Origin of the sequence: Nocardia arthritidis NBRC 100137 (assembly GCF_001612765.1) — a bacterium.
Classification (GTDB): domain Bacteria; phylum Actinomycetota; class Actinomycetes; order Mycobacteriales; family Mycobacteriaceae; genus Nocardia; species Nocardia arthritidis.
This window is the reverse complement of sequence record NZ_BDBB01000075.1, coordinates 1-14,548: the sequence shown is the minus strand read 5'-3', so window position 1 is coordinate 14,548 and position 14,548 is coordinate 1. Positions and strand designations below refer to the sequence as shown.

Genomic DNA, 14,548 nt, shown 5'->3' with positions numbered 1-14,548 from the left:
GGCCTCCGCGGCAGCGGCCGCCTCGGACGCGATCCGCGCCGCCTCGTCGGCCGCCTTGCGCGCCGCGGCCGCCTTCTCCTGAGGGGTGGTCATCGCAGTCCTCCGTCCTGGCTCGACTCGACCTGCTTCACGCAGTGTTTGCTGTCGCACCGAAAACGCCGGGTGCCGATCTGGAAGAAACTGTATCTCCGCCGGTCAGGTTCATGGCCGCATCGGCGGCTTCACGGTTGCCGTGCCGTACCGCCTGCTCGGGACCTCGGCCCGGCTAATGTTGCACGGGTGTCCGACAAATACATGGTGTGGATGGATTGCGAGATGACCGGCCTGCGCTTGGACAGCGACAAGCTGATCGAGGTGGCCGCGCTCGTGACCGACAGCGATCTCAACATCCTCGGTGAGGGCGTGGACATCGTCATCCACGCCGACGACGACGCGCTGGCCGCGATGCCCGCGGTGGTCGCCGACATGCACGCGCGCTCCGGCCTGACCGAAGAGGTCCGCCGCTCCACCGTCACCCTGGAAGAGGCCGAGCAGCGGGTGCTCGACTACATCCGCCAGTACATCCCCACCCCACGCACCGTGCCGCTGGCCGGCAACTCGATCGCCACCGACCGCGGTTTCATAGCCAGGGACATGCCCCTGTTGGACGCCCACCTGCACTATCGGATGGTGGATGTGAGTTCGATCAAGGAGCTGTGCCGCCGCTGGTATCCGCGCATCTACTTCGGCCAGCCGGAAAAGGGCCTGAGCCATCGCGCGCTGGCCGACATCCAGGAGTCCATCAGGGAATTGGAGTACTACCGGCGGACCGCGTTCGTCGCGCCGCCCGGCCCCTCCACCACCGAAATCGCCGCCATCGCCGCCGAGGTCTCCGACCTCGCCCCGGAGCGGGCAGAATCAGCCCAGGTCAACGGCTCGCCTGAGGCCGATTAGGGAGTGGGCGGGTTGACACGCTAATATCTAGCCCGCCGGTTGTTCACCGGCGATGGTGAGCGTAGTTCAGTTGGTAGAGCACCAGGTTGTGATCCTGGCTGTCGCGGGTTCGAGTCCCGTCGCTCACCCCGAGAACCCGGACGGTCCCGAGAAATCGGAACCGTCCGGGTTTTTTCTTTGCGTCTCCATCTTTCCCCGGCCCCCGCCCGCCTCAATGTGAAACGAATATCGTCCAGAATCCGCCATGCCTCCGTAGACTGCGATGCACGTGGGGAGGGTGTCGTTGGGGCGCCTTCCCGGTTCGACCAGAAAGACACACCTCGTGATGCGTTCTGCGGTTATCGCAGCCTTCGTCGGCGCCACCTTCCTCACCGGATCCAGCGGGACCGCGGCAGCGGGCATCGGGCTTCCGCCACTGCCCGACTCCGGCTCGGCGTCGAGCGGATCGGCCGGCGGCCTGGCCACCACCGGCTCCGCGGGCAGCGGTTCGGCGGGCAGCAAGCTGCTGTGCGCGGCAACCGGCAGCGCGATCGCGATCCTGGGCGACGCCCAGTTGGGCTGCAACATGCTGCCGTGAACACAGCGCCGAAATGCCGAACGGGCCACCGGATTACGCTCCGGTGGCCCGTTCGGCGTCCTGCTTCGGCTCAGCGGTTGTCGTCCGCGTTGCCCGCCTTCCAGACCGGCCACGGGATGTTCCAGTCACCCAGGCCGTCCACGCCCGACAGGGTGCCGCCCACGGTGTTCTTCACGATCGTGATATCGCCGCGCTTGGCGTTCTGGAAAACCCACTGCGCGTTCGCCGGGCTGAGGTTCAGGCAGCCGTGACTGGTGTTGCTGTACCCCTGCGCACCCACCGACCACGGCGCCGAATGGAAGAAGATGCCGCTGTAGGACAGTCGCGTCGCGAAGTCCACCGGCGTCTTGTACCCGTCCGGCGAGCTGACCGACACGCCGTAGGTGGAGGAGTCCATGATGATCTTCTCGTGCCGGTCGGCGACGATGTAGATGCCGTTGTCGGTGGGCGTGCTGTCCTTGCCCATCGACGTCGGCATGGTGCGGATCACCTGGCCGTTCTGCTCGACGACCACCTGCTTGGTGTTGTCGTCGGCGGTGAAGACCACCGCGTCGCCGATGGTGAAGAACGAGTGGATGTTGTCCTGGCCGTACAAGCCGTTACCGAGATCACGCCCATAGACGTTCACGTCGATGGTGACCTTCGTCCCCGGCGCCCAGAAGTGCTCCGGCCGCCACCGCACCTCGCGATTGTTCACCCAGTAGAACGCGCCCTCCACCGGCGGCTCGGTGGTGATCTTGATGGCGGACTGCGCCGCCTGCCGGTCCGGGATGTTCTCGTCGAACTGGACGGCCACCGGCTGGCCGATACCGACCACCTCTCCTTCGCCGGGGACCAGGTACGGCTTGGTCTGGTTTCCGGGCGAACTCGTGGTGAAGCTCAGCGTCGCGGTGTTCGCACCGCCCAGGCCGATCGCGTCGGCCTTCAACCGGTAGGTCTTGCCATATCCGAGCACCTCGGCGGTCTCCCATGACCGGCCGTCGGGGGCGAGCTTGCCCTCGATCGACTTACCCTGCGGGCTCACCAAGGTCACACCGGTGAACTTGCCGTCCTCCACCTTGAACGTCATCGGGACGCCCGGCGAGACGCCGACCTCGCCGTCTTTCACCGGCGACAGCAGCTTGGGTTTGATCAATTCCGTGATGGGGTTGCGGTCGATGACCACCTGCGCCGCATCCGTGGCGTCGGATGCCGAACATCCCGTCAGCGCCAGGGCGGCGACCGCGACGACGATCACCGGTCCCGCGACAGTGCGTAGGGACCACCGCGCGGCCGGCTTGCGCTTCTGCCGACCTCGACCAACACTCATTTCCAACCCCGTTTCAAAGTCTCGGTGCTCCAGGACACACCGATGGCTTCGGATACCGACCGCTACGCCGCGTCACCCCGCCGTGGACGCGGGCGATCGAAACCACAATCGGACATTCTGCCAGTGCGTCACGTCCAGGCCAATGTGAACACCTCGTCCGTCACTGCAGCGTTACCACCTGTAGATCAACCCGGCGATCCCCGGCGTTACCGGCCCGCGAGAACATCGCATCACAGCCGGTCAGGGCACGATTTCACTTCTGCGGCCCCGGCCTGTTAAGGTTTGTCCCGCACCGGAACACGGAGCACGCGCCATTAGCTCAATTGGCAGAGCAGCTGACTCTTAATCAGCGGGTTCGGGGTTCGAGTCCCTGATGGCGCACAACACGCAAACCGTGCCCTTGTCAGTCATCGGCTGGCAAGGGCACGGTTTTCTCGTCTCCAGATCGCCGCGGAATCCGTGACATCTCCGTGACCTGGGCTTATTCACAAGTGCACCAGTGGTCTCAATTCGGACAGCTATACGCCCGCGAAGCCGCCGAAATCCAGTTGTACAGCCGAAAACTTCTGTGATGTACAGCACAAGAGGTTTAACGGCAAACTCCCAGCTTGGATAACGATTCGGATACCGCATCCTGGGCTTTCCAAGATCGCCAACGTCTATCAGTCAGGTTTCGTTCACCCTTTGTTAACCAAGCGTGACCATTCTGCAATCAGGTCACGAAGCGACCTGAAGTTTGGTCAGCCCGAGGAGTTGTAGACACCGATTCGGTAACGATCACCGGCAGGCAACCTGCCCGCCACGTGATCGGCGGAGCGGAATCCGGCAACGGACCCGCGATCCACACTTCCGCCCCGTCTCTTCGCATCGAGATGCGAAGTCCCGCGCGACACCGCGGCCGAGCCCATCGAGGGCGATCCGGCGCCGCACACACGAACCGCGTCGCGTTCCGGGGACATCTAGTCCCCCACAACAAAACCACACAACAGCACATGGCCGTTTTCGGCGAACGTCCACGAGCGTACGCCGCAGGATCCGTGCTGCCCAACTGCGGCCGGATCGAGTAAGTCCCCGATAAAGGAACCGATTCGAATGCCTGACAGACGCCTTTCCACCCTTCGTCGCCCCTCGCTCCGCGAAACCGTCACCGTGGCCGTCGCCGCCGCGGGTGTCGTCGCCGTGGCCGCCTGCTCCGCGGCGTCCGTGGCCGATGACAGCGTCCCGTCTCGCATCGCCATGGTGGCCGAGCAGCAGCCCGAGGCCGCGGCCGCGCCCGCCGTGGTCGCCGCACCGGTCGCGGAGGCGATCCCCGCGCCGATGCCCGCACCTGCTCCTGCTCCCGCTCCGGCGCCCGCTCCCGAGCCGATTCCGGCCCCGATGCCCGCCCCGGCTGCGCCGGTCTACGCGGACAACCTCGACGGCTGGATCCGTCAGGCGCTCGACATCATGCAGGCCAACGGCATCCCGGGCACCTACGAGGGCATCCACCGCAACATCATGCGTGAGTCCACCGGCAACCCCCAGGCGATCAACCTGTGGGACTCCAATGCCGCCATGGGCATCCCGTCCAAGGGCCTGCTGCAGGTGATCGACCCCACGTTCGCCACCTACCACGTCGCGGGCACACCCTTCGACATCTGGGATCCGGTCGCCAACATCGTCGCCGCCTGCAACTACGCCGCGCACCGCTACGGCTCGATGGACAACGTCAACAGCGCGTACTGAGTCCGCCTCGCGCCGCGGCCTCCTCATCCGACGATGGGGAGGCCGCGGCGCTTTCCGGGCGGTGCGCCCGGTCGGCTAGGGTCGAGGCACCTGCGACCCGTGGACGTGCCCGTGACCGACTACGCACACAACGACGTGGCGGCCAAGAGCCGCGCCGAGAAAGCGCGACGGCTGGCGAGCTACCTCTGGGACCGTGGCATCAGCGGCTCCGAGGTGCTCGCGATGCCGGCGTCCGTCCGGCGCAAACTGGCCAGAGCCGCCGCGACGAATCCGCCGAGCACGGACGAGACCTGGAAGACGGTGGCGCGGTTGCTGACGGAGAAGGACGAGTGGGCCGCCCGCCATCCGGAGCATCCCGCGGCTCGGCGGGAACACACCGACGAGAAGCTGCTCTGGGTGAAGCCGCCGATCACGCCGTGGTCCTGATAATCCCCGAAAAATGTTTCAGCACAAGGTTTTCCACGTCTACTACAGAGTTCCGTAGAGTGGTGTCATGTATCCGTCGACACCTCGGTCGCGATGACCGAACGCAAACCTGCGAAGCAGACCTTCGAATCGTGGGTCGACAAGCAGATCCGCGAGGCGACCGAGCGCGGCGAATTCGACAACCTGGCCGGCACCGGCAAGCCGATTCCCGGGGCGGGCACCGCTTACGACGAAGATTGGTGGCTGCGCGGCTATCTGCGTCGTGAAGGTGTCGGCAGTGAGGCGCTGTTGCCACCGTCACTGCTGTTGCGGCGCGACATCGAGCACCTGTCCGAAGATGTGCGCGATTCGACCAGCGAACGGCAGGTGCGGGCGGCCGTGCGCGAACTCAACAAACGCATCGTGGACTGGCTGCGGATGCCGGAAGGACCGTTCGTGCCGATCGCTCCGGTGAACGCGGACGACATCGTCCGGCAATGGCGCGAGTCCACGCGGCCGAAGCGCGAGCATCCGAGCCGCGCGACCGCGGAGCCTTCCCGAGAGGGGACCGGCGAGGCCACCACGCGGCCCTCGTGGTGGCGCCGAAGGCGCCGGGGCGGCGCCGAAGCCGGATAGCGTCCGGTATGAAAACGATCTCCGCCGCTCAGGCGCCGAGTTCGGTCACCTGCTCCACCTCGGCGACCACTTTGTCCGCCAGCGCGCGCAGCACCCGCGCCTCACCCGCCGTCATCGGCTCGATGAAGACGCGACGGACCAGATCGACGTGATTCGGCGCGGCCCGCTCCAACGCGACCCGCCCTTCGGGCGTGAGCTGGACGATGATGCCGCGGGCATCCTCCTCGGCGGGCCGCCGCTCGACCAGACCGCGAGCATCCATCCTGGCCAGATGCTTGGACAATCGGCTCTTCTCCCAGCACACCTCGGCGGCCAGTTCCTTGGCGCGCAGACAACCGTTGGGGGCCGCGGACAACGCCACCATCAACTCGTAGTCCGCCAGGGACAGACCGTCCTCGGCCAGGCCGGCCGAAATCGCCCCGTCCAATCGCTGGCGCAGCCGCACATATGCCTGCCAAGTCGCCTGCTCGTCGTCACTCAACCACCGGACCATGGGAATGAAGTGTAGTCACGGTTGGTTGACATGGACACCAACTCCTGAGGAGGTCCCCATGCCCGCCGTCACCGTTCCCGACATCATGGTCCTGCCACGCCTCCCCCGTCTCGACGCCACCCTGCGCGAACGGCCGGTGCGGAGCGTGGTCACCGCGCACAAACAGCGCGAAGGCGCGGGTTTCGAGGTGCGCAGGCCGTTCCCCAGCATGGATCTGCGCACGGCCGATCCATTCATCCTGCTCGACCAGATGGGCCCGGTCGCCTACGAACCGCACGAGGCCAAGGGCGCGCCCTGGCATCCGCACCGCGGGTTCGAGACGGTCACCTACATGCTCGACGGCACCATGGTGCACCACGATTCACAGGGCGGCGGCGGCGTCATCGCCGAGGGCGACACCCAGTGGATGACCGCGGGCTCCGGCATTCTGCACGACGAGGTGCCGCCGGAGGAGATGGTCGCCTCGGGCGGGTGGTTCCACGGCATCCAGCTCTGGGTCAACCTGCCGCGCGCGCTCAAGTTCGCCGCGCCGCGCTATCAAGACCTGCGCGCTCGCGAACTGACGCTGGTGAGTTCGCATGACGGCGGCGCGCTGGTCCGGCTCATCGCCGGGGAGGTCGGCGGGTTCGCCGGTCCCGGTTCGACCTATACCCCGATCGCCTACGCCCACGCGTCGATCACGCCCGGGGGGATACTGGAAACACCTTGGCCACAGGAGTTTACGGCGATGGCGTACGTGCTGTCCGGCAGCGGCGCGGTCGGCGCGGAACGCAGGCCGCTGAGCGAAGGACAGCTGGCGGTCTTCGGCCGCGGAGACGCGATCAGCGTCACAGCCGATGCGCGCCAAGACAATCGGACCGGAGCGTTCGAAGTGCTGCTGCTGGGCGGACGACCGATCCGGGAACCGGTGGTGCAGTACGGGCCGTTCGTGATGAACACCCGCGCGGAGATCATCGACGCGATGGAGGACTACCAGGCCGGTCGCATGGGAAACATCCCCGCACAGCACATCAGCGGCGCCGGTGGGCAGGATCCCCTAATGCCCTAGTTCCGTCCCCCCGAGGTTGACAAGACAGCGGCCCGTCACAACAGTGGATGCGGCGTCCGGTCGGACGCCCATCCACCGCAGCAACCACATAGAGGAATACATGAACGTTCGCCGGCTCTCCGTCAGCGCGGCCGTCGCGGGACTGACCTTTCTCGCGGCTCCCGCCGCCCTAGCCGCCCCTCCGTCCGGATCCGCCGGAACGGGTTCCTCGGCCGTCGACACCGGCTCCGCCGCGACCGGCTCGGCCGGTCTGTCGCAGACCGGTTCGGCCGGTGGCGCCTTCGCCAACTGCGATGACGCCCGCAACGCCGGCCGTGCGCCGCTGTTCCGTGGCGAACCGGGCTACGGCCCGCACCTGGATCCCGACGGCGACGGCTTCGCCTGCCCGACGGTCTGAACCGACCGCGAAACGGCGACACCCGGTGGGCGATGCTCCACCGGGTGTCGTCGTTTTTCCGGCTCAGCGGAAGATTTTGAGCAGCACCAACCCGACGACCAGGGCGGCGGCGCCGATCAGGCTGTATTTGACCTTCGGCTCGTTCAGCTTCCCGACCACGATCTGCTTGGTGTCGTCCGCGATGCGATGCGGGTCCGCGCGTACCGCGAGTTCGTCGAGCGTGCTCGCCAGCCGAGTGCGGGCGGCCTCGATCTCCTGCTCGATCCGCTCGGTTTCCCTTGCCACGTTCCACCCTCCTGTTGTCGATTGCCGCACCCGGTGCACGATCACGCCGCATGCTCGGCCTTTCGTGCGGCACCCGGGGCTCGCGGACGAGTGTATCCGCCGCCACGCCGCACTATCCGGCCGCGCGCGGATCGCCTGTCCGGACCTTCGGATACCGTGCTGGAGGTGACCACCAACCAACGACTCTCCCCGGGCGACACCGCCCCCGAGTTCACGCTTCCCGACGCCGACGGCAAGAACGTCTCGCTGTCGGGCTACCGCGGTCGCAAGGTGATCGTGTACTTCTACCCCGCCGCGAGCACGCCCGGCTGCACCAAGCAAGCCTGCGACTTCCGCGACAACCTGGCCGACCTGGACGGTGCGGGCATCGACGTGGTGGGCATCTCCCCGGACAAGCCCGCCAAGCTGGCCAAGTTCCGCGACGCGGAGCAGTTGACCTTCCCACTGTTGTCGGATCCCGACCGCGCAGTGCTCACCGCCTGGGGCGCCTACGGGGAGAAGACCATGTACGGCAAGACGGTCGTCGGCGTCATCCGCTCGACCTTCCTGGTGGACGAAGAGGGCAAGATCGCCGTCGCGCAGTACAACGTGCGCGCCACCGGCCACGTCGCCAAGTTGCGCCGGGACCTGTCGGTGTAGCCCGCGGGCAACGAAAAGCCCGGCGCCGCAGGGGCGCCGGGCCGAGACGCGGTTCGGGTGGATCAGGCCTGCAATACCTGCTGGGCGGCCCATTGCGCCATCAAACGCAGATGCTCGTCCCACCAGTCCGCGGCTTCCGGGGTGAATACGGCGGGCGGTGGAGCCTCGCCGGGGAACAACAGCGCGCCGTCGGGCGCGCCCACCACGCGGTCGGCCGGAACCCCGGTACCCGGTACCAGCGTCGCCGAGGCGTTCGTCTCCGGCCCGTTCGTGGCATCGGCGTCGACCAGCGGCAGCGGACGCGGTGCGGCACCCCAGCGCTGCTCCGGAAACTGCACTCCGGTCGCGCCTGCATCGGCGCCGGAGCCGAGCGGCCCATCGAACGACTCGTGCGCCTCGGGATCCGCGGGCCGGACCGGGTCTGCCGGATGCGACGCACCGGCGCCTTCGACCCGGGCGTCCGACACGACGGTCGGCGCCGGCCGCGAAGAGTCGTCCAGCAGGTAACTCCCGCCGACGACCATTCCGCTGGCCAGCACCCCGGCTGCGGCGAACACCGCGACCCCGCCGCGCGCCCGGTGCGGCTCGCTCACCGAGTCGGCGCAGATGTCCTGCTCCAATCGCACGCTCAACGCCGCGCCCGCGGCGGAGGCGAAAGCTCCTATCGTGCACGGGATCACCGGCGCCCCGAATTTCTCGACCTCCGCCAGCACCACCGGCCCGGCGCCCGCCGAGCCGATCAGCGCCACCGCGTCCGGCCGCGCGTCAGCCGCGTCCAGCTGCTCCCATGCCGCCGCGACGCCCATGCCGAGCGACCGCGGCGTCGCCCGGCCCGCCTGCCCCACCGCGGCGAGCACCCGGCGGCGGCCGCGGTCGACCAGGGTGAACGCCTGGTACCCGGGCACCACCTCGCAGATCAGCAGGTTGTCGTGGGCCTCGAGCCACGTCATCATGCTCGCCACGCTCAAGTGGGCCGATTTCACCGAGACCAGCGAGGCGCTGCGCCACTGACCGGCCGCCAACCGGGTCACGATGGCGCGCCGCTCGGCGGCGTCGCGATAGGCGACCGCCACGCCGCCGATCGCCCACTCCGGACCCAGCCCCGCGGCCAGGGCGCTCAGCGCGGCTTCGACCGCCGCGGCCACGTCGGCCTTGCCGTCACCGTCGGCTCGTACCACGCGCCGCAGCAGCACCCGGTCGGCGAGCTTCTTGCCGTCGGCGAGCGCTACCGCGTGCACGGCACCGCGTTCGGTGGAAACGCCGAGAGTCACCACAGATTCAGCTACCACTGATCACGCCTTCCGTCTGTGCATTGACCGAGCTCACGCTTGCCGAAAGCCATGAGCCCCATGGATTCCCCTGCTCGGAACACACGTCGCGATGCACGCGCGCTCGGTATGTGTTCGGCACCACATCGGTTACGGATGGGTAGCGGAAATCAAGACGCCTGGACTCGAACGGCGGATGCGCGTATCGCCCGCTTGCCGCTACCGTTAGCCTGGATGCGTGGACGTACGCGCGGAGGCCAGGTCGAAGCACCGTGTGGACCCTGCGTTGGAGCTACAGGACGACCCACAGGAGCTCATGCCGCGACGCCGGCCGACGCAGGAACGCAGCAAACGAAAGTTCGACGCCTTGCTCCAGGCGTCCAGGGAGTTGCTCGTCGAGGTCGGGTTCGAATCGTTCACCTGCGAAGAGGTGGCGGCCAGGGCGGAGGTGCCGATCGGCACGCTGTATCAGTTCTTCGCCAACAAGTACGTCATCGTCTGTGAGCTGAATCGCCAAGACCTGGTTGCCGTTTCCCAGGAGCTGGCCGACTTCCACGGCGAGATCCCGTCGCTGGACTGGTTGCGGCACATGAACCAGTTCGTCGACCACCTGGCCAATCTCTGGATGACCGACCCGTCCCGCCGGGAAGTGTGGCTGGCCATGCAGTCCACCCCGTCCACTCGGGCCACGGGCGCGATCCACGAGAAACAGTTCGCCGAGGTCGTGTCGCAGATGCTGCGGCCGCTCACCCCGCGCACCCCGCGGGTACGGCGCACCATGATGGCCGAAGTGCTGGTGCACGTGGTCTATTCGATGCTCAACTTCTCGGTGCAGGACGAGCAGAGCAGCGCGGAAGCGGTCGCCGAACTCAAACGGCTGATGGTCGCCTACCTGCTCGTCGCGGAGAAGGAATCGCGCACCGGCAGCGAGCGATGACGGTGGTCCCGGCGGGTACCGGGACCACCGTGCGGCTCAACCGGCGCTGTCGCGGCCCTCGATGAGATCGGCCAGCTCGCCCGGGTCCTCGAGCACCACCATCGCGGCGGCGGTGTCGCCGTCGTGCGTCAGCGACAGATGCACCCGCACCCGGGGCAGGAATTCCGCGGCCAGGCCGTGCAGTTTGATGCTCGGCCTGCCCCACGCGTCGTTGACCACCTCGATCAGCGGATACGGGTTGTCCCCGATCTGCGGGCGGCGGGCGAACCGGGACGATGCCCAGGCTTTGAGCACCGCCTCTTTCGCCGCCCACCGCGCCGCGTAGCTGCGCGCCGGGTCGGTCCCTTTGCTCTGGCAGTAGCGCCGCTCTCCCGCGGTGAAACTTTCCCTGAGCATGGTCGTTCCGGCGCGTTCGAGCTGTTCGGCGAACTCGGAGATGGTCACCAAGTCCAGGCCGATACCGAGGATCGTCATAGGCGGGCAGCCTACGACGTACTCGGCGAGCCCGCGCGCGGACCCGGCGCGGCGAGTTGCCCCGCCGCGCTTCCGGTTACGCGCATCCGATGCCCTTCGCGCGGTAGGAGCCGTCCTGCGCCAGACGCGCCTCCGGCGAGAGCAGCACGTCGGCCTCCAGCTGACGAGCCCGCTTGGCGGGGGTGCCGTCGCCGCCGAGCCTGCGATCCGCGGGACGCTCGTACAGCGGCGCGCCGCCACACATCGCCTCCACGAACCGCTGCCTGCCCGCCAGCTGACGCTCCTGCGCCCTGCGCTGGTACTCCTCGCGCCGTCCGGGCTCGATGGCCTGGATGAACGCCTCCGGGTGCACGACCGCCAGCAGGCCGTTCACGTGGCCGAAGCCGAGGGAGGTGACCAGACCGGCCTTGAGCGGAAGGCGATCGCCAAGCCGCAGCGGCTCACGCAGCCACACCAGGTGCGGGTAGGCCAGCATCTTCTCGTCGACGCAGTCCAGGCTGCGGTTCGGCGGGATGACGCCCTGCTCCAGCACCTGGCACAGGCCGATGAGCTGGAAGGCGGCCGCGCCGCCCTTCGCGTGCCCGGTGAGGGTCTTCTGCGACACGACGAACAGCGGAGCGCCGTCCGAGCGTCCGATGGCCGTCGCGAGACGCTCGTGCAGCTCCGACTCGTTCGGGTCGTTGGCAGCCGTCGAGGTGTCGTGCTTGGACACCACCGCGATCTCGTCCGGCGTCACGCCGAGCTTGCGGAGCTCGGTCGCCAGCCTGGACTCCGCCCCGCCCCGACCGGCGCCCAGCGCGCCGAGACCAGGGGCCGGGATCGAGGTGTGCACACCGTCCGCGAAGGACTGCGCGTAAGCCACCACGCCCAGCACGGGCAGACCCATCTCCAGAGCGACGCTGCCGCGCGCCAACAGGATCGTTCCGCCGCCCTGCGATTCGACGAACCCGCCGCGGCGGCGGTCGTTGGCGCGGGAGAAGTACCGGTCGCTGATGCCCTTGGCGCTCATGGCCGCCGAATCCGCGGTGGCCGACATGTCACCGAAGCCGACGATGCCCTCGATGCCGAGGTCGTCGTAACCGCCCGCCACGACCAGATCGGCCTTGCCGAGCCGGATCTTGTCGACGCCCTCCTCGACCGACACCGCGGCGGTGGCGCAGGCCGCCACCGGGTGCACCATCGCGCCGTAGCTGCCGACGTAGGACTGCACAACGTGCGCCAGGGCCACGTTCGGCAGCGCCTCCTGCAGGATGTCGTTCGGGCGCGACTCACCGAGCAGGTTGTCGACGTACAGCGAGCGCATCGAGGACATGCCGCCCATGCCGGTGCCCTGGGTGTTGGCGACCAGCGAGGGATGCACCCAGCTCATCAGCTCGGCGGGGCTGAACCCGGAGCCGATGAACGCGTCCACCGTGCAGACGATGTTCCACAGCGCCACCCGGTCCACCGACGCGGCCATATCGGGCGAGATACCCCAGATGGTGGGGTCCCAGCCGGTCGGGATCTGGCCGCCGACGGTGCGTGAGAGCTTGGCCCGGCGCGGCACCCGGATCTCGGTGCCCGCCTTGCGCGTCACGGTCCAGTCGCCGGAGCCGGCGACCGGCGTGATCACCGTGTGCTCCGGATCGGCGGCGTAGAAGGCGCGGGCCTCGGCCTCGCCGCCCACCGTGAACGACAGGTCCTGGTCGAGGAAGACCGAGGTCATCAGCGGCGCCGAGTTGTCGGTCATGGCGCCGTCGTCCTCGTAGCGGCGCACACCGCAGCGGGCGACGACGGCGTCGTGGTAGCGCTCGGCCAGCTCGTGCTCGGGCACGTAGTCGCCGGACTCGGCGTCGTACCAGCCCGGCTTCGGGTCGTTCTCCCAGATGACCATGCCGGTGGTCCAGGCCAGCTCCAGCACGCCCGCCGCCGACAGCTCGTCGGAGACCTCCATCTCGAAGCGAGTGCGCGCCGAACCGTACGGGCCGAGTTCGCCCGCGCCGACGATGACCACCATGTCGGCCAGGTCCGCGGCCACCTCGCTCCACTCGGGCACCGGCAGCGCGGAGGTCACGGTCGGCGGCGCGGGCAGCGCGGCGATGGTGCGGCCTGCATCGGCGTCGGTCTCCGCTTCCGCCTGCTCCGCGGCCTGCTTGGCCAGCGCGGGCAGGTCCAGCTTGGCCCGGGCGAGTCCGCCGGTCAGGTCGATCTGCTGCGGGCCGCTCGCGGTCACCTGACGGGCCCGGGAGGTGCACCACTTGAGCAGTTCGTCGGCCATCTCGGTGGTGGACCAGGTCTGCACGCCGGCCTTCTCGACCGCCTCGACCATCGGGTCGTTGTGGCCCATCAGGCCGGTACCGCGCACCCAGCCGATCAGCGCGTGCACCAGGGTGACCCGGGCCGACCACGACTTCTCGGCCCGCCACTTGGCGACCACCGCGTCCAGCGCCGCCTTCGACTCGCCGTAGGCGCCGTCGCCGCCGAACATGCCGCGGTTGGGCGAACCCGGCAGCACCACATGCAGTTTCGCGTCCACGTCGTAATCGGCGCCCAGCTTGGACAGCCCGCCGATCAGTCGTTCGACCGACCAGAGCAGCACGCGCATTTCCATTTCGGCGCGAGCGCCCGCGTCGGCGAGGTCACCGGCCACCCGCGGCGCCGCGAACGGCAGCAGCAGGGTGGGCGTCATCGCGTCCTTGATCTTGATCTTCGCGCCGCCCGCGCTGTCGACCTGCTCGGTGCCGATCCAGTCGATCAAAGCGTCGACGTCCTGGTAGGACGCCATGTTGGCGGGCACCACCCACAGGGCCGCGCCGTGGCGGGCGTTGTCCCGGTACAGCTTCCGGTAGAAGCCGAGACGTTCGTCGTTCAGCGCCGAGGTGGTCACCACCACCGTGGCGCCACCGCTGAGCAGCCTGCCGGTCACCGCCGCAGCGATGGATCCCTTACTGGCGCCGGTGATCACCGCGATGTCCGAGGACCACAGTCCGGGCTCCTCGGTGCTCAGCGCCGCCTCGGCGATGCGCTCGTACACACCCGCGAGCACCGAACGCGCCTCGTGCATCGCCCGCTGCCGCCACCAGTTCGCCTGCGCCGCGACGGCTTCGCCCGCACCGATGAACCCGGTGACCGGTCCGTTCGCGCTGCCGGAGTCGTCGGCCAGCCACAACCGGGCCAGATCCTCGCGCGCCGTGGCCCACCGGTCGTCCAGCAGCACCGCCTTGCGGGCGTCGAACGCGGGCGCGACCAGGCGCGGCCAGTCCGCACCGAGTTCGGCCGACACCAGGTCGACCAAGGAGTCATCGGACGCTTCCGGAGCGGAGACCCGCTCGGACAATCCGAGCTGTTCGAGCACCACACGCGCGGCCGTGGCCAGCACGCCGTCGCGCCCGGTGATCTGCTCGGTGAACTCGCCCAGCGCCGCGGCGTCGACGGTCGCACCG

15 protein-coding genes and 2 tRNA genes are annotated in these 14,548 nt (G+C 68.5%); 11 read left to right on the top strand and 6 right to left on the bottom strand.

Going from position 1 to position 14,548, the window contains the following annotated elements:
- Positions 1-279 precede the first annotated feature (279 nt).
- From orn to NA8_RS31710, 3 genes are all read left to right on the top strand, one after another.
- Positions 280-933 (top strand): oligoribonuclease, encoded by a 654-nt coding sequence (orn, locus tag NA8_RS31720; protein WP_063053976.1) that lies wholly within the window; start codon positions 280-282, stop codon positions 931-933.
- 55 nt (positions 934-988) lie between these two features.
- A tRNA-His gene (locus tag NA8_RS31715) sits at positions 989-1,061 on the top strand.
- 197 nt (positions 1,062-1,258) lie between these two features.
- Positions 1,259-1,510 (top strand): hypothetical protein, encoded by a 252-nt coding sequence (locus NA8_RS31710; RefSeq protein ID WP_063053975.1) that lies wholly within the window; start codon positions 1,259-1,261, stop codon positions 1,508-1,510.
- 70 nt (positions 1,511-1,580) lie between these two features.
- Here NA8_RS31710 and NA8_RS31705 read toward each other — a convergent pair whose 3' ends face one another.
- Positions 1,581-2,819, bottom strand: a complete 1,239-nt coding sequence (locus NA8_RS31705; protein ID WP_063053974.1) for a L,D-transpeptidase — start codon at positions 2,817-2,819, stop codon at positions 1,581-1,583.
- Between the two features lie 308 nt (positions 2,820-3,127).
- Between NA8_RS31705 and NA8_RS31700 the strand changes: the two genes are divergently transcribed.
- The 4 genes from NA8_RS31700 to NA8_RS31685 all read left to right on the top strand — a co-directional run bounded on the left by NA8_RS31700 (position 3,128) and on the right by NA8_RS31685 (position 5,585).
- A tRNA-Lys gene (locus NA8_RS31700) sits at positions 3,128-3,200 on the top strand.
- 711 nt (positions 3,201-3,911) lie between these two features.
- Positions 3,912-4,544 (top strand): transglycosylase SLT domain-containing protein, encoded by a 633-nt coding sequence (locus NA8_RS31695; RefSeq protein WP_063053973.1) that lies wholly within the window; start codon positions 3,912-3,914, stop codon positions 4,542-4,544.
- 111 nt (positions 4,545-4,655) lie between these two features.
- Positions 4,656-4,970 carry a hypothetical protein gene (locus NA8_RS31690; RefSeq protein ID WP_157107031.1) on the top strand — a complete coding sequence of 105 codons (315 nt, stop codon included), beginning with the start codon at positions 4,656-4,658 and terminating at the stop codon, positions 4,968-4,970.
- Positions 4,971-5,063: 93 nt separating this feature from the next.
- A complete protein-coding gene (locus NA8_RS31685; protein ID WP_063053972.1) occupies positions 5,064-5,585 on the top strand; it encodes a DnaJ family domain-containing protein in 522 nt (173 codons plus the stop codon).
- 28 nt (positions 5,586-5,613) lie between these two features.
- Here the strand turns inward: NA8_RS31685 and NA8_RS31680 are convergent, their stop codons facing one another.
- On the bottom strand, positions 5,614-6,066 hold the full coding sequence (locus tag NA8_RS31680; protein ID WP_439957447.1) for a MarR family winged helix-turn-helix transcriptional regulator: 453 nt from the start codon (positions 6,064-6,066) through the stop codon (positions 5,614-5,616).
- Between the two features lie 70 nt (positions 6,067-6,136).
- On the opposite strand from NA8_RS31680, the gene NA8_RS31675 reads away from it, so the two are divergent.
- Both NA8_RS31675 and NA8_RS31670 read left to right on the top strand, forming a co-directional pair.
- Positions 6,137-7,126: a pirin family protein gene (locus tag NA8_RS31675; protein WP_063053970.1), complete on the top strand. Its 990-nt coding sequence runs from the start codon at positions 6,137-6,139 to the stop codon at positions 7,124-7,126.
- Between the two features lie 100 nt (positions 7,127-7,226).
- Positions 7,227-7,523: an excalibur calcium-binding domain-containing protein gene (locus NA8_RS31670; RefSeq protein ID WP_040865425.1), complete on the top strand. Its 297-nt coding sequence runs from the start codon at positions 7,227-7,229 to the stop codon at positions 7,521-7,523.
- A gap of 63 nt (positions 7,524-7,586) precedes the next feature.
- On the opposite strand, the gene NA8_RS31665 is transcribed toward NA8_RS31670, so the two are convergent.
- Positions 7,587-7,808, bottom strand: a complete 222-nt coding sequence (locus tag NA8_RS31665; RefSeq protein ID WP_063053969.1) for a DUF3618 domain-containing protein — start codon at positions 7,806-7,808, stop codon at positions 7,587-7,589.
- Positions 7,809-7,973: 165 nt separating this feature from the next.
- Between NA8_RS31665 and bcp the strand changes: the two genes are divergently transcribed.
- Entirely contained in the window at positions 7,974-8,447 is a 474-nt protein-coding gene (gene bcp, locus NA8_RS31660; protein WP_063053977.1) for a thioredoxin-dependent thiol peroxidase, read from the top strand.
- A 62-nt stretch (positions 8,448-8,509) separates the two neighbouring features.
- On the opposite strand, the gene NA8_RS31655 is transcribed toward bcp, so the two are convergent.
- Positions 8,510-9,736: a hypothetical protein gene (locus NA8_RS31655; RefSeq protein WP_157107030.1), complete on the bottom strand. Its 1,227-nt coding sequence runs from the start codon at positions 9,734-9,736 to the stop codon at positions 8,510-8,512.
- A gap of 295 nt (positions 9,737-10,031) precedes the next feature.
- Here NA8_RS31655 and NA8_RS31650 point away from each other — a divergent pair, with 295 nt between their 5' ends.
- Positions 10,032-10,652: a TetR/AcrR family transcriptional regulator gene (locus NA8_RS31650; RefSeq protein WP_227954938.1), complete on the top strand. Its 621-nt coding sequence runs from the start codon at positions 10,032-10,034 to the stop codon at positions 10,650-10,652.
- Positions 10,653-10,688: 36 nt separating this feature from the next.
- Here the strand turns inward: NA8_RS31650 and acpS are convergent, their stop codons facing one another.
- Both acpS and NA8_RS31640 read right to left on the bottom strand, forming a co-directional pair.
- The gene (gene acpS, locus NA8_RS31645) at positions 10,689-11,126 is read right to left on the bottom strand and encodes a holo-ACP synthase AcpS (protein ID WP_043721202.1); all 438 of its coding nucleotides are present in this window, start codon (positions 11,124-11,126) and stop codon (positions 10,689-10,691) included.
- 76 nt (positions 11,127-11,202) lie between these two features.
- Positions 11,203-14,548 (bottom strand): beta-ketoacyl synthase N-terminal-like domain-containing protein (locus NA8_RS31640; RefSeq protein ID WP_281199200.1); only part of this gene is annotated, 3,346 nt, incomplete at its 5' end.

Coding starts and splice junctions, on each gene's coding strand:
- NA8_RS31710 (WP_063053975.1), top strand. CDS start 1,259: ATGCGTTCTGCGGTTATCGCAGCCTTCGTCGGCGCCACCTTCCTCACC.
- NA8_RS31705 (WP_063053974.1), bottom strand. CDS start 2,819: ATGAGTGTTGGTCGAGGTCGGCAGAAGCGCAAGCCGGCCGCGCGGTGG.
- NA8_RS31695 (WP_063053973.1), top strand. CDS start 3,912: ATGCCTGACAGACGCCTTTCCACCCTTCGTCGCCCCTCGCTCCGCGAA.
- NA8_RS31685 (WP_063053972.1), top strand. CDS start 5,064: ATGACCGAACGCAAACCTGCGAAGCAGACCTTCGAATCGTGGGTCGAC.
- NA8_RS31675 (WP_063053970.1), top strand. CDS start 6,137: ATGCCCGCCGTCACCGTTCCCGACATCATGGTCCTGCCACGCCTCCCC.
- NA8_RS31670 (WP_040865425.1), top strand. CDS start 7,227: ATGAACGTTCGCCGGCTCTCCGTCAGCGCGGCCGTCGCGGGACTGACC.
- NA8_RS31650 (WP_227954938.1), top strand. CDS start 10,032: ATGCCGCGACGCCGGCCGACGCAGGAACGCAGCAAACGAAAGTTCGAC.
- acpS (WP_043721202.1), bottom strand. CDS start 11,126: ATGACGATCCTCGGTATCGGCCTGGACTTGGTGACCATCTCCGAGTTC.